Source organism: Desulfomicrobium norvegicum, from assembly GCF_900114595.1.
Lineage (GTDB): Bacteria > Desulfobacterota > Desulfovibrionia > Desulfovibrionales > Desulfomicrobiaceae > Desulfomicrobium > Desulfomicrobium macestii.
Genome location: NZ_FOTO01000011.1, coordinates 52,696 through 65,588, shown reverse-complemented (window position 1 = coordinate 65,588; position 12,893 = coordinate 52,696). Strand labels below are relative to the sequence as shown.

Below are 12,893 nucleotides of genomic sequence, written 5' to 3'. Positions count from 1 at the left end.
CACAAAATACACACATTGACAAGTCTTTTCAAATCCACCTTCATGAGATAAGATGTAATTATCAAAATAACAAAAACAACCCCTGCGATCACAAAGCGATGCGAGCAATTCCCTTTCTTTCCCTCCTAATCATTTTCATAATGCTCTGGCTGATTGGCGGTCATATATTTTACAAGCAATGGTGGATTTTGCCAAATTTCTTTGGCTATTCCGATTTAGAAAATACATTTTCACCGATCAATGCACTATTCGCTGCGCTTGCTTCAGCAGGAGCAGTGTATGCAATCATAATTCAGGCATACAATTTTAGCATACAGCAGTTTGAAATAAATTTTTTTAATCTCCTAAATATACATATTAGTAATAAAGATAAAGTCAAATACGATATTTTTGAAGATAGGTCTGTGAATCACGACATTTTCTTTGAATTTTATGAATTATTGAAAATTATATATACAAAAGCAAATAATCCGGATTATGAACACACAATGCCAAAAATACGCATATCAATTCAAGATATAATAGATGATAGGCTTGATATGTATAGGGATGATTATGGCTTAATAAATAAAGACAGGCATGATATATTTAAAATCTGCCATAACATATTCAATGAATGCACTGAGAATATTTTAAGTCCATATTTTAGAAATTTTTATCATCTACTAAAGTATATCGAAAATAGCAATGCAAAAATTAAAAATCAATTTACAGGAATACTCAGGGCTCAAATTAATAACTATGAATATGCATTGCTTTACTATGACTCACTAATGAACGGTGACGCGAAATTATTACGCAAACAATCAAAAATTAAGTCCTTGCTTGAAAAGCATTGCATGTTTCATAACTTAGATAAGAGAATTCTATTCGACAATTACAGTGCGGGAAAGTACAAAAAGTGCGCATTCGAGCATAGAATAGACATATATATTGATAGTTTTTTAAATGCCCCAAAAATAATCATCAAGTCGCTGAACTTTATATACCATGATATTCTATAAAAAAATGACAAGAGTCGAGGGTCAGTTTCCGCCGGTATCCGTGGTCAGTTTGGACCGGAATACGCAGTCGAACACAAAAGGTAAGAATTAACGTATAGGTGAGACCGGCTTGGCTTGATCGCTCTCGTATGAAATTTGAGGAGAAACTCATGACAATTACAGCGAGTCTGCTTGGTAGACTGAGAAAATTCGACTGCCCCGTTTCTCGTCCTCTCATTCCCATCTACGAGGCAATTTCAAATTCTATTGACTCATTTGCTCAAAACAACACAAGCGGTAATGTTTCAATTAAATTTGAACGCGATAGAGACAAGACTCTCCGGTTATCTAACAAAAGAATGCCGCTGCCACCATTTAAAAGCGTGGTGATAATCGATGACGGAGAAGGTTTTACAGATATAAATTTTGAATCTTTTTGCAGACTAGACTCAGAGTTGAAGGCAAATATTGGCGGAAAGGGAGTTGGAAGGCTAACTTGGCTTAAAGTTTTTCACAAAGCATCTATAGAAAGTATTTTTTTTAAAGATGGAAAATCATATAAACGCATATTTGAATTTTGTGAAACAGAAAATGGAATTCATAATCATGAATGTAAAGAATGTGTTAACAAAAGCACTTACACAAAAATTACTTTACATAATCTTCGTGACAAATACGTTAAGCATTTCCCAAAAGAACTAGAAAAAATTGCTGAACGCATAGCAAGCCACTTCCTTTGCTATTATATATTTGATCAAGCTCCAAAAATAATAATCAATGAAGGCGGCGAATCGTATAGCATATCAGACGTTTATCGCGACCTATACGGTAAAAACAAAGAGAGTGGAAAATTTATAGAAAACGACATAGAATTTTACGCAGAAATCGTATTTGTAAATACGACAGTGAATGACAAAGACCGTGTTTTCTTCTGCGCGTCAAATAGGGTTGTGACAGACTATTCAGATAGTTTATTTTCAAACTATACAAGCGGAAAGATATATTTAGAGGACAAACCACTGCATATATGTACATATGTTCACAGCGACTACCTAACGAAGCACGTGAATGAAAGCAGAACAGAATTTAATATAGCGAGATCAGGACTTCTTTTTGGCGACGATACGGTACGCCTCGACGTGATCAAGAAAAAAGTAGGATCAGTTATTAATAGTTACCTGAAGCCCTTAGCCAAGAATGCAATTGAGGAACATACGCAACGTGTCAATAAAATTGTAAACTACGAGCATCCTAGATATAGAGGGGTCGTACACAAGAATCCGGCAATCATTGACGAAATTCCTCTCGGCGCCAAAGAAGACGACATGATCGTTGAACTTGAAAAGCAGTACTTACAGAATATCAAACGCTATCGCTCCGAAGTCAAAATATACCTTGAAAAAAAAGGCAAAGATAGCGTTCACCAGAGAAAAGAAAGACTTAAAGAAATTTTAGAAAATTCTGCGAATATCCAGCGTGACAAACTTGCTGACTATATTATGGAACGAAGAGCAATACTTGACGTCGCTGACGACTGTATTGGCTGTGACGACAATGGAATTCTCCATAAAGAAGAAGAGATTCACGAGATAATATTTCCTCGGTATAAGACTTCAGATGAGATCATGTTTGGCGACCATAACCTCTGGATTATTGACGAGAGGTTATCGTATCATAATTATCTCATGTCGGACAAATCTTTAAAGGGAAATAAGGTTGTCGCCACTAAAAGTAACGGAGAGCCCGATATAATCTCATTCGTAGGTGAAGATTTGAATCGATCTGATCCATTTAACTCTGTTGTCATTATTGAATTCAAGCGCCCTGTGAAATCAGGCCACCACAAATGCCCAATTCAGCAAATCCTCGATTATACTAAAGCCGTAAGAGCAGGAGACGTGCGTGATGATCGAGGCAAAAAGCCTCCAGTTTCTGATCAAACTCGCTATTACGCCTACATAATAGCAGATATGGACGAACAACTTGAGGATCGCGCTAACGAATATTCATATGAAAAAACACCAGATGGCCAATTGTGGTATGGCCGTCACAGCAAATTTAATTTGAATGTAGAAATCATCCCGTACAACAAGCTTATTGGAGATGCGCAGAAGCGCAATCGCATCCTTTTTGATAAACTCGGTCTCTTGTAGCACTATCCAACTTACGCATACTTACAACTTTATTTATAGCAGGGGTCGAGGGTCAGATCTTGAATCTTGATTTATCTGGTTCTTCGACGTTTGATGTGGAATTCATGAAGTCACCAAGACCTGGATCGGAGCCGCTATCAGGTAGGCCATGGTGATGAAGTTCTCCACATTTCGGTATCCTCGGGCTTTGGCTCTCGCCGCCTGGAACAGGCCCTTGTAACCCTCGAGCCTCGCATTGGAAAGGAATCTGGGGTCAAAAGGAATCCAAAGTCGAGGGTCAGATCTTGAATCTTGATTTTTTTACGTTGCATCCTTTTATGCCAGAAATAGATTCATGGCTATGGGCCCGTTGATGCAGCTTTCGCCAAAGCGAAGCGCTGACTGAGCTCCTCCATCTCCCGCTTTGTCACGCCGTGCCCGGCGAAATGCTCTCGCCAGCCTGCGGTCGTTTCCCACATTTCTTCCCAGGTTCTCCTTGCCTCACTTTCGCTGAGCCCGAAGGGTCGGACGTCGCTCAGGATATTGGATCGTGTGGCCGCGCGGCCTTCCAGTCCGCAGCGCAGGGACAGGTCCCATTGCCTGAAGCGGATGGCGGATGGCACCAGGTCGTAGGCCGGGGTCATGGCGATGGTTTTGCGCGAGACGAAAAAGGCGTGGTTGCGCAGGTGGTCGTCCCGGTTCGAACACAGGACGTTGAAAGCCATGCGGCGGAATATCTCCGGGCCGGAGTCCGCGTCGCCGAGCCTGCGGGCCTGTTCGGCCAGGTTCTGATAGCTGCCCCAGTCGCCGTCTTCCTCGGCCCCCGTCACCGTGAAGCCCGAAATGACGTGCCGCGAGCCGCCGCTTAGGCGGTCGAAACGCTCGACCAGCAGGACGAAATGCCCGTCCAGTTCCATCAGCCGCGTCGATGCGACCGTGATGCCGCAGCGTGCGGCCAGAGTCATGGTCGCGTGCTCGACTACGGGTTCGCGCCACGGGTCCCCGCGTTTGGAGAATTTGGCGATCCAGGACGTTCCGTCCAGGGTGATCATGGCCTTGGGCCTTGCCCCGCCCAGGGACAGGCTGGAGGCGAGGGCCGCCAGGAACGCGTCTTCAGGCATGCCGCTTCGCACTGCATCGAATACCTCGTCGTCCTCGACCTCATCGACGCGGGCGACAATGGCCGCCACCCGCCCCAGGTCTTCGGGCACCATGCAGAATGCATCGCCTGTGGCCCAGGGAGCCAGGGACGCGGGACCGTCCGGTGTGGGGCCGAAGGCCAGGGCGCCCATGCGCTGCGGATGATGGGCCGCCGTCAGAACTTCGAATTCGCTCAGCGTTCCGGGGGCGCGACCAGCCATGAGTCCCAGCACTTTGCGGCCCCAGCGGTCCGGGGCTGCGTCGCGCAGGGCGCTGAAAAGGGTGCTTCCGGAAAACTCCATGTCGGCAAGGGGCATCCGGGCCGGGTCGAGGGGAATGGCGTCTGGCCGCTCAAGATACCGGCGTCCGTAGCGGAAGAAATATGCCCGGTCATCATGCCTGAGCAGCCCCGCAGGAACGTAGTCCATGCCGGACAGGCGGATGAAGACCACTGCTCGCTCAGAAGTCGAGGGCATCGCTCACCTCCGTTGTAACGCGTTGCGGCAGTCTGCTCACGGCCATGGCCCTGCCTACGGGGTCGGATTCCAGGGAGGCCATGCCGCCAAGCTGGTCGTCGAGCTGCAGAACCCACAAGACATGGGCCAGCACCCCGAGGGACACCCCGGGGTGCCCGTTTTCCAGGCGGCGGATGGTCTCGCGCGTGGTCATGGTGCGCGCGGCCAGGTCCTGCATGCTCAGGCCGCGCAGCTTCCGGGCGGCGCGAATGTTGTCCCCCAGGCGTTCAAGATTGGCGGCGGGGCTCCCCGGCAGGTCGTGGGCGGATGTTTTCTTGGGTGACATGCATCATATATATGTCGTTATACCTATTTGTGCAATATGAATCATCCAAAAGCGCGCATGCCTCGGTGAGTCAAGGGTCAGCCATCAAAAGGACCGAGGTCAAGAGAAATTACTCCCTCGGGCCAGAAAATCAGGTTTTCTCGCCTCGGACAAAACTACTTGATAATACAACGAATTTCTTTGCTTTTTGCCTTTCTCGAAATATCAGCTTTGCGATGTCGACGTATTTCGCCGCACCAGTCACCCATCATGCAGGAATAAGGGGCAGATCTTGAATCTTGAAGAATAGGGGAAGTCTGCCTTTGGCTTTTCTGCCTTTTATCTTCCGAGTTCAAAATATCCGGCATACTGGTCAGACAGTATATATCCCATAGCTCAGTCAGACTCTACACCCATTTATTTCTCCGATTCCATTCATTACGATTCCTCTCATTATCCCGTCAAACGCCAGAACTCCACCTACTGGCAAACAAGAGGAGAATGTTATGCCTTGGATCTATGATCAGCAATCAGGAAGAATTACTGGTCCCGGAGGGGAGGAATATCAAGGATACAGCGGCCATCCTCCGCATCGAAATCAACCTGCATCCGAGAATATCGTCAATGAAGGTCCCATACCAAGAGGGTCATGGAGAATTGACTCTGAATTACGTAATAGCGCTCAAACAGGACAAATGATTTTGTTGCTCAATCCTGTCGGTCATACTGCGCATGGTCGCCGTTCTTTCCAGATTCATGGCGATAGTGCCAGGCGGCCTGGATTAGCTTCGAGCGGCTGTATTGTCTTGCCGAGAAATGCAAGAATTGCAATCAGTCAAAGCGGTGATACTAGCCTTATAGTGAGATGAAAATCGTGAAATATAGCATTGTTACATTGATATTAATTTTTTTATTGAGCAACAATTCCTATTCTTCAGACGAATTTGAAGAGCAAGTCATATTTAACAAAAAAAATGAATATATCATAACAAAATCTTGCGAAGATATCCAGGCTAATATGGATATATTGTTGAGCATGTACAAAGAATCCGATGCCGCAATTGCCACGACATGGAGAGTTAGCGTGGCTAAAAATATTCCTTCTCAGACGGTTGCCGCAATACGCCTCTTGTCGAAAGCAGGCGTTAAGCCACAGCGCTACTGCATGGATCCGTTTTTCGAAACAGATGAAATCACATTGAAGACATGGCTCGGCAACGCCATCAATGCCCTTGAAGTCTTCACGATGAATAACGGGAAAGAGGAATTGTTTCGTTGTCTCTGTCTGAAGGAGATCAAGTCGGAATACGCAGAACTCAATAACAAAGAACAATAACTCTACTTTCGGGGTTAGCCATTGGCCACCTCCGATATGAGTGTTTCCCAACTCCGATACAGCAGAGGACTCGGTCATCTGCTATTTTCGGAGGTGTCCTTTTGTATGATTATCAAGTCTGCCTTTGGCTAATCCTTGATGTGAATAACCGAAAGACAAACGCGAAATCTACAAATCATAGTTTCAATTTTTCAGCGAATTTTTATTCAACATCCTGAATTATTGTACTAATATTTAATCGTTCCTGCCGTTCCAAACGTCTTTCCACCATCCCTTTCAAATTTATCAAATTCATTTATGTAAGTCGTCATTAATGGCGAAAATAAGCTTTTTTAAGTTGTTTGTCGTCAGTTATTGCGATATATGATTTTTTACCTACGGAGGTCGCGGAGATGAAGATCGAAGGTTTGTTGACGGACGAAGCCATTCTGACAGAGCTGGGGCGGCGGATTGTGCAGCGTCGGCTGGAACTTCAGTTTACCCAGGAAATGTTGGCGAACCAGGCGGGGGTTTCGAAGCGGACGGTGGAGCGCATCGAGGCTGGGGCCACGGCGCAAATGTCGACCTTGATCCGGATTCTGCGGGCTTTGGAACTCCTGGACCGGTTGGAAACGCTGGTGCCCGAGGCCGTCCCCCGGCCCATGGATTTGGTCAGGCTTAAGGGCAAGGCGCGCAAAAGGGCCAGCGGCAAGCGGCAGGCCGCACAGGAAGGGCCGTGGCAGTGGGGTGATGAAGCATGAGCACGACGGCAACGGTCAAGCTGTGGGGGAGCACGATCGGCGCTGTGTCTCTTGAGGACGGGGCTGCGAGCGCGATGTTTGAATACGACACGGCGTTCAGCAGGAGCGGTATCGAGGTGGCCCCGCTGATGATGCCTCTTTCCCGCCGACTCTACTCCTTTCCATCGCTGCGACCGGAAACCTTCCACGGTCTGCCGGGGTTGCTCGCGGATTCGTTGCCCGACCGGTTCGGCAATGCATTGATCGATGCCTGGCTTGCCCGGTCCGGTCGTTTGCCGGAATCGTTCAACGCGGTGGAACGTCTTTGCTATACCGGTTCGCGCGGCATGGGGGCGCTTGAATATGTTCCGTCAATCCGATTGGACGCGTCCGGCACGTCCCGGATCGAAGTCGACAAATTGGTCGAGCTGGCTTCGAAGGTTTTGACCCATCGCGACAACCTGCGCGGCTGGGTCAAGGAGGACGGCAAGGAAACAGCACTGCGGGACATTCTGCAAGTCGGAACTTCCGCGGGCGGGGCGCGGGCCAAGGCGATCATCGCCTGGAATCCGCAAACGGGCGAAGTGCGCTCGGGCCAGGTCAAGGCGGGTAGCGGGTTTGAATACTGGCTGATGAAGTTCGACGGGGTCAGCGGCAACAAGGACAAGGAACAGGAGGACCCGAAGGGATACGGCGCGATCGAATACGCCTATTATCGAATGGCCGTCGACGCGGGAATCACCATGAGCCCAAGCCGCCTGTTCGAGGAGAACGGTCGTCGCCATTTCATGACGAAACGGTTCGACCGTCTGGATGGCGGAGACAAGCTGCACATGCAATCCTTGTGCGGCATGGCCCATTATGATTTCAACCAGGCCGGCGCATACGGCTATGAGCAGGCCTTGCAGGTCATCCGCCGACTGGGACTGCCGATGGCGGCCATCGAGGAGCAGTTCCGGCGGATGGTGTTCAATGTCGTTGCCCGCAACCAGGATGACCACGTCAAGAACATTGCTTTTCTGATGGACCGGACGGGGAAATGGTCGCTCTCACCGGCGTTTGACATGACCTACAGCTATCAGCCAAACGGGCAATGGACAGCGCGCCACCAAATGACCCTGAATGGCAAACGGGATGGCTTCACTCTGGACGATTTCAAGGCGTGCGCACAGAGCGCCTCGATGAAGCGCGGACGAGCGGAAACGATCGTTGCCGAAGTACAGGGCGTCGTTGCCCGCTGGCTGGACTATGCTGACGAGGCGCAGGTGAATCCGGCGCAGCGGGACAAGATTCAGGCCGCCTTGAGAGTGGAGTTCATTCGATGAAACCCGCCGCACAGGGCGTTCGCTGAAATTTCGCCTTGGCCCGCATCAATGAAGAGTGAGAAGGAGTGAGACATGTCGAATACGAAGAACGCATACAGCCGCGCCAATACCAGTTTTACCCTGGATCTGCCTGAATGGGCCATCGAGGAACTCAATGCCCTGCCGAAACACCTCGTGAGCGTGGAGGAGCGGATGGCGGCGGTTATAGAATTTTCGCGCCGGAATTTTCAGAACAGCACCGGAGGGCCCTTTGCGGCAGGCATCTTTGAACGGGACTCGGGCAGACTCGTGGTGATCGGAGTCAACCGGGTGATGCCCTTTCTGTGTTCCTCGGCGCATGCGGAGGTCATGGCTATTTCCCTGGCGCAGAAGCTGCTGGGAGTCTACGACCTGGGCGCCCCCGAGCTGCCTGCTCATCAGTTGGTGGTAAACTGGCGGCCCTGCGCCATGTGTTTTGGAGCGGTGCTGTGGTCGGGCGTCCGCTCGCTGGTGATTGCGGGCGAGGGCCCCGAACTTGAGGAGATCACCGGTTTTGACGAAGGTCCGGTGCACCCCGACTGGCGTGCCGAGCTGTCACGGCGCGGAATAGAAGTGGTGGAGGATGTCCTGCGGACGGAAGCCCTGGAAGCCTACCGGGAATTCGCCACCAGCCAGTCGTTTGTCTATAATGCCCGGCTCGGGGTGGACTGAGCGTCCGCTCCGGGGCGTGCAGGACAAAAATACGCCCTGATATCAACGCCGATCCTGAAAGCAGAAGGGGCGTTTGTCCTGATCGGAATCGAAGCTGACCCGTTCCGCTTTGTGTGATTTCCTTCTTGTGTCTTGCGTCGGATCTTGAATCTTGATCCATCTCGGGTTTTCATTTCCAAGTGGCCAGGTCCCTGGTCTCTTGCCTCTTCGCTTCTTGCAAAAGTCGTCTTTCCTTTCGAAAAATTCCCATCCTCTGAAAACACGTCATCCCCTTGAAGGCGGGAATGACACTCGTGGGGGACGCTTGGACTTCTCGTAATTTTATCGCGCACTTCATTGACACCCAGTCACATGTTTTGCAAGACCTCTGTAACATTCCCGTAACATTGTGGCCAACTCCAAATCGGTCGCATTATCCAAGGAGAGAGGATGAAAACTATAGGCAAACTGTTTCTGGCAGTGGTCATGCTTGTCTTCGTGTGCACTGGAGCCATGGCAGGCACTCTGGAAAAGGTGCAGAAGGACGGCCAGCTCATTCTGGGTGTCAGCGAAGGCGTGGCCGGTTTCTCCGCGCCGGATTCCAACGGCCGCTGGGCCGGTTTCGACGTGGACATGGGCCGCGCCGTGGCCGCTGCCGTGCTGAAGGACCCCGAAGCCATCAAGTTCGTTCCTCTGGCTTCCAAGCAGAAGATCGTGGCCGTATCCTCCGGACAGGTGGACCTGTCCCGTGGCACCACCTGGACCATGAAGCGCGACTGCAAGCAGGGCGTGGATTTCACTGCTGTCCTGTTTTATGATGGCCAGGGGTTCATGGTGAAGAAGAGCCTGGGCGTGGAAAAGGCCCTTGACCTTGACGGCGGCTCCGTGGCCGTGGTTTCCGGCACTACCTCCGAGCTGAACGTGGCCGACTTTGCCCGCGCCAACGGCATCAAGCTGGAAACCGTCGTCTTCGAGTCCAAGAAGGAGGCCTTCAACGCCTATGTGGCCGGCCGTACCGACGCCTTCACCACCGACGTCAGCCAGCTGGCATCCCTGCGGGCTGGTGCCGCCAATGCCGATCAGCACATCATCCTGCCCGAGGTCTTTTCCAAGGAACCTCTTGCTCCCTTCGTCCGTCATGGCGACCAGCAGTGGAAGGATCTGGTCACCTGGATTCTCTTCGGCCTCATCGAAGCCGAGGAAAAAGGCATCACCCAGGCCAACGTCCTGGAGATGAAGGCTTCCTCCACCGACCCGCTGATCCAGCGCATGCTCGGCGCCACCGGCGACACCGGCTCCTTCCTCGATCTGGACAACGACTGGCTCGTCCGGGCCATCCAGGCCGTGGGCAACTACGGCGAGATGTACGACCGCAACTTCGGCCCCAAGAGCGCCCTGAACATCCCACGCGGCTACAACAACCTGTGGAACAAGGGCGGGTTGATCTACGCCATGCCCATCCGCTAGCGGGCCGAACCGAAAGAAATCCGCACGCCGCACCGGCCGGGACAATCGGCCGGTGCGGTCCTTTGTTTACTCCCCCAAAAGGAAGCTAGCCGTCTTGAACATGTCCAAACTGAAAGAACAGTTGCCCGCTCTGCTGACCCAGGTCCTGGTGGTCGGAGCAATCATCTACGTGGCCCTGCAACTGTTTCACAACACCCAGGCCAACCTGGAGGCGCGCAACATCGCCTCGGGCTTCGGCTTCCTGTCCGTGGAGGGCGGCCTGCCCATCAACGACAGCCTGCTGCCCTACACCCCCGCAGCCTCCTACGGCCGGGCCTTCGCCATGGGCATCCTGAACACCCTGTTCGTGTCCGCCCTGTCCATCGTGCTGGCCACGTTCCTCGGGATCATCGTGGGCGTGGCCCGCGTATCGGGCAACTGGCTGGTGGCTCATCTGGCCGCCGTGTACGTGGAGGTGCTCAGAAACGTCCCGCTGCTGCTGACCCTGTTCTTCTGCTACTCCACGCTGCTGGCCTTCCTGCCGTCCCCGCGCATGAGCCTGGTTCCCTTCGGCGACATATTCATCAACAACCGGGGCGTGTATGTTCCCCGTCCGCTTTTCCAGGATGGCATGGGCTGGGTGATCCTGGCCCTGGTTGCGGCCATTGCGGCCTCGGTGGTCCTGGTGCGGGTGTCCAGGCGGATGCGCGATGAAACCGGTCGTGGCCTGCATTCGGGGTGGATGTCCCTCGGGCTGATCCTCGGGCTTCCCGCTGCCGCGTATTTCCTCACAGGGCAACCGCTCGAATTCGACGCGCCCGTGCTCAGCGGGTTCAATTTCAAGGGCGGCATGGTGCTGCGGCCCGAATTTTCCGCCCTGCTCATCGGTCTGGTCCTGTATACCGCCGCCTTCATCGGCGAGAATGTGCGCAGCGGCATCCAGTCCGTGGACGCGGGACAGCTGGATGCGGCCAAGGCTCTGGGGCTCAGCCCTGGACCGATCATGCGCAAGGTAATCCTGCCCCAGACCCTGCGTGTCTGCATCCCCGCCACCACCAACGATTACACCAGTCTGATCAAGAACAGCTCCCTGGCAGTGGCCATCGGGTATCCGGACATGGTCTCCGTCGGCGGGACCATCATCGGCCAGAACGACCAGGCCATCGAGATCATCGGCATGTGGATGGCGGTCTACCTGACCATCAACCTGATAGTCTCCCTGGTCATGAACTGGTTCAACGCCAAGGTGCAGCTGGTGGAACGATGAACGAACTCAAGACCTTCATCCCTTCGCCCGACGCTCCGCCGCCCGTTGCCGCCTCGGGCGTGCTCCTGTGGTTGCGGACCAATCTCTTTTCGGGCTGGATCAACTCCGTGCTCACGGTGCTGGCCGTGCTGGTCCTGGCCAAGACCATCCCGCCTCTGATTTCCTGGGCTTTCACCAACGCCGTGTGGTCCGGCGGACCCGAAGCATGCGACGGCTCGGGCGCGTGCTGGGCTTTCATCGCGGACAAGGCGCGGGTCATGCTGATCGGCACCTACCCGCCGGAGTTGATCTGGCGCCCCCTGGCGGCGGCCATCCTGTTCGCCGGCGTGATCGCGGCCACGGTCAGCGGACGGTTCGGCAAGCGCGTACTGGCCGGAGCCTGGCCCGTGCTCTTCGTGGCCGCCGTGTGGCTTGTGGGTGGCGGCGCCGGTCTGGCCGAGGTGGACCAGTCCATGTGGGGCGGGCTCATGCTCTCACTGGGCCTGGCCGCGGTGGGCATCCTGTTCTCGGTGCCTTTCGGCATCCTCCTGGCCCTGGGGCGGCAGTCCCGGATGGTCGGCATCAGCTCCATCTGCATTGGTTTCATCGAACTCATCCGGGGCGTGCCGCTCATCACCATCCTGTTCATGGCCTCGGTGATGATGCCGCTGTTTCTGCCCGTGAATCTCCAGATCAACAATCTGCTGCGAGTCCAGGTGGGCATCATCCTCTTTTCGTCGGCCTATATCGCCGAGGTGGTCCGCGGCGGTCTGCAAGCGGTGCCGAGCGGCCAACTCGACGCGGCCAAGGCCCTCGGTTTGTCCCGCTGGATGATCACCCTCTTCGTGGTCCTTCCCCAGGCCCTGCGCTACGTGCTTCCGTCCCTGATAGGGCGTTGCATAGCCCTGTTCAAGGACACATCCCTGGTCATCATCGTGGGGCTTCTGGACTTTCTCGGCATGGTCAAGGCCGCCTCCCAGGATCAGAACTGGCTTGGCCATGAGGTCGAGGGCTATGTCTTCTGCGCCGTGATCTACTGGTGCATCTGCTTCGGCATGAGCCGATACGGCCGCAGCCTTGAAAAGCGCGGCCCCCAAACCAAAAGGTAAGGTTCTTT

12 protein-coding genes and 1 pseudogene are annotated in these 12,893 nt (G+C 52.8%); 10 read left to right on the top strand and 3 right to left on the bottom strand.

Annotation, left to right across the window (positions count from 1 at the left end):
* Window positions 1-140 precede the first annotated feature (140 nt).
* Window positions 141-1,004 carry a putative phage abortive infection protein gene (locus BMZ24_RS14675; protein ID WP_161949176.1) on the top strand — a complete coding sequence of 288 codons (864 nt, stop codon included), beginning with the start codon at window positions 141-143 and terminating at the stop codon, window positions 1,002-1,004.
* A 149-nt stretch (window positions 1,005-1,153) separates the two neighbouring features.
* Complete coding sequence (locus BMZ24_RS14670; RefSeq protein ID WP_161949175.1) at window positions 1,154-3,136, top strand: ATP-binding protein; 1,983 nt, start codon at window positions 1,154-1,156, stop codon at window positions 3,134-3,136.
* Between the two features lie 102 nt (window positions 3,137-3,238).
* On the opposite strand, the pseudogene BMZ24_RS19550 reads toward BMZ24_RS14670, so the two are convergent.
* The 3 genes and pseudogenes from BMZ24_RS19550 to BMZ24_RS14660 all read right to left on the bottom strand — a co-directional run.
* A pseudogene (locus BMZ24_RS19550) lies at window positions 3,239-3,385 on the bottom strand (transposase); the annotation flags it as partial.
* A gap of 89 nt (window positions 3,386-3,474) precedes the next feature.
* A complete protein-coding gene (locus BMZ24_RS14665; RefSeq protein WP_092193512.1) occupies window positions 3,475-4,731 on the bottom strand; it encodes a type II toxin-antitoxin system HipA family toxin in 1,257 nt (418 codons plus the stop codon).
* Window positions 4,715-5,056: a helix-turn-helix domain-containing protein gene (locus tag BMZ24_RS14660; RefSeq protein WP_092193511.1), complete on the bottom strand. Its 342-nt coding sequence runs from the start codon at window positions 5,054-5,056 to the stop codon at window positions 4,715-4,717. Before BMZ24_RS14660 ends, BMZ24_RS14665 begins: the two co-directional genes overlap by 17 nt.
* A gap of 485 nt (window positions 5,057-5,541) precedes the next feature.
* Here BMZ24_RS14660 and BMZ24_RS14655 point away from each other — a divergent pair, with 485 nt between their 5' ends.
* The 8 genes from BMZ24_RS14655 to BMZ24_RS14620 all read left to right on the top strand — a co-directional run bounded on the left by BMZ24_RS14655 (window position 5,542) and on the right by BMZ24_RS14620 (window position 12,885).
* Window positions 5,542-5,904, top strand: coding sequence for a tlde1 domain-containing protein (locus tag BMZ24_RS14655; protein ID WP_092193510.1), 363 nt, complete (start codon window positions 5,542-5,544; stop codon window positions 5,902-5,904).
* A 5-nt stretch (window positions 5,905-5,909) separates the two neighbouring features.
* Entirely contained in the window at window positions 5,910-6,371 is a 462-nt protein-coding gene (locus BMZ24_RS14650; protein ID WP_143077925.1) for a hypothetical protein, read from the top strand.
* A 392-nt stretch (window positions 6,372-6,763) separates the two neighbouring features.
* The gene (locus tag BMZ24_RS14645) at window positions 6,764-7,111 is read left to right on the top strand and encodes a helix-turn-helix domain-containing protein (protein ID WP_092193508.1); all 348 of its coding nucleotides are present in this window, start codon (window positions 6,764-6,766) and stop codon (window positions 7,109-7,111) included.
* The gene (locus tag BMZ24_RS14640) at window positions 7,108-8,415 is read left to right on the top strand and encodes a type II toxin-antitoxin system HipA family toxin (protein WP_092193507.1); all 1,308 of its coding nucleotides are present in this window, start codon (window positions 7,108-7,110) and stop codon (window positions 8,413-8,415) included. Before BMZ24_RS14645 ends, BMZ24_RS14640 begins: the two co-directional genes overlap by 4 nt.
* A gap of 72 nt (window positions 8,416-8,487) precedes the next feature.
* Window positions 8,488-9,105 carry a nucleoside deaminase gene (locus BMZ24_RS14635; protein WP_208599861.1) on the top strand — a complete coding sequence of 206 codons (618 nt, stop codon included), beginning with the start codon at window positions 8,488-8,490 and terminating at the stop codon, window positions 9,103-9,105.
* Window positions 9,106-9,534: 429 nt separating this feature from the next.
* A complete protein-coding gene (locus tag BMZ24_RS14630; RefSeq protein ID WP_092193506.1) occupies window positions 9,535-10,551 on the top strand; it encodes an amino acid ABC transporter substrate-binding protein in 1,017 nt (338 codons plus the stop codon).
* 100 nt (window positions 10,552-10,651) lie between these two features.
* Window positions 10,652-11,797 carry an amino acid ABC transporter permease gene (locus tag BMZ24_RS14625; protein WP_167364148.1) on the top strand — a complete coding sequence of 382 codons (1,146 nt, stop codon included), beginning with the start codon at window positions 10,652-10,654 and terminating at the stop codon, window positions 11,795-11,797.
* Window positions 11,794-12,885, top strand: a complete 1,092-nt coding sequence (locus BMZ24_RS14620; protein ID WP_092193504.1) for an amino acid ABC transporter permease — start codon at window positions 11,794-11,796, stop codon at window positions 12,883-12,885. Before BMZ24_RS14625 ends, BMZ24_RS14620 begins: the two co-directional genes overlap by 4 nt.
* The last annotated feature ends 8 nt before the right edge of the window (window positions 12,886-12,893 follow it).

Excerpts from the sequence above, each read along its gene's own strand:
- BMZ24_RS14675 (WP_161949176.1), top strand. The coding sequence starts at position 141 with ATGCTCTGGCTGATTGGCGGTCATATATTTTACAAGCAATGGTGGATT.
- BMZ24_RS14670 (WP_161949175.1), top strand. The coding sequence starts at position 1,154 with ATGACAATTACAGCGAGTCTGCTTGGTAGACTGAGAAAATTCGACTGC.
- BMZ24_RS14665 (WP_092193512.1), bottom strand. The coding sequence starts at position 4,731 with ATGCCCTCGACTTCTGAGCGAGCAGTGGTCTTCATCCGCCTGTCCGGC.
- BMZ24_RS14660 (WP_092193511.1), bottom strand. The coding sequence starts at position 5,056 with ATGTCACCCAAGAAAACATCCGCCCACGACCTGCCGGGGAGCCCCGCC.
- BMZ24_RS14655 (WP_092193510.1), top strand. The coding sequence starts at position 5,542 with ATGCCTTGGATCTATGATCAGCAATCAGGAAGAATTACTGGTCCCGGA.
- BMZ24_RS14645 (WP_092193508.1), top strand. The coding sequence starts at position 6,764 with ATGAAGATCGAAGGTTTGTTGACGGACGAAGCCATTCTGACAGAGCTG.
- BMZ24_RS14640 (WP_092193507.1), top strand. The coding sequence starts at position 7,108 with ATGAGCACGACGGCAACGGTCAAGCTGTGGGGGAGCACGATCGGCGCT.
- BMZ24_RS14635 (WP_208599861.1), top strand. The coding sequence starts at position 8,488 with ATGTCGAATACGAAGAACGCATACAGCCGCGCCAATACCAGTTTTACC.
- BMZ24_RS14630 (WP_092193506.1), top strand. The coding sequence starts at position 9,535 with ATGAAAACTATAGGCAAACTGTTTCTGGCAGTGGTCATGCTTGTCTTC.
- BMZ24_RS14625 (WP_167364148.1), top strand. The coding sequence starts at position 10,652 with ATGTCCAAACTGAAAGAACAGTTGCCCGCTCTGCTGACCCAGGTCCTG.
- BMZ24_RS14620 (WP_092193504.1), top strand. The coding sequence starts at position 11,794 with ATGAACGAACTCAAGACCTTCATCCCTTCGCCCGACGCTCCGCCGCCC.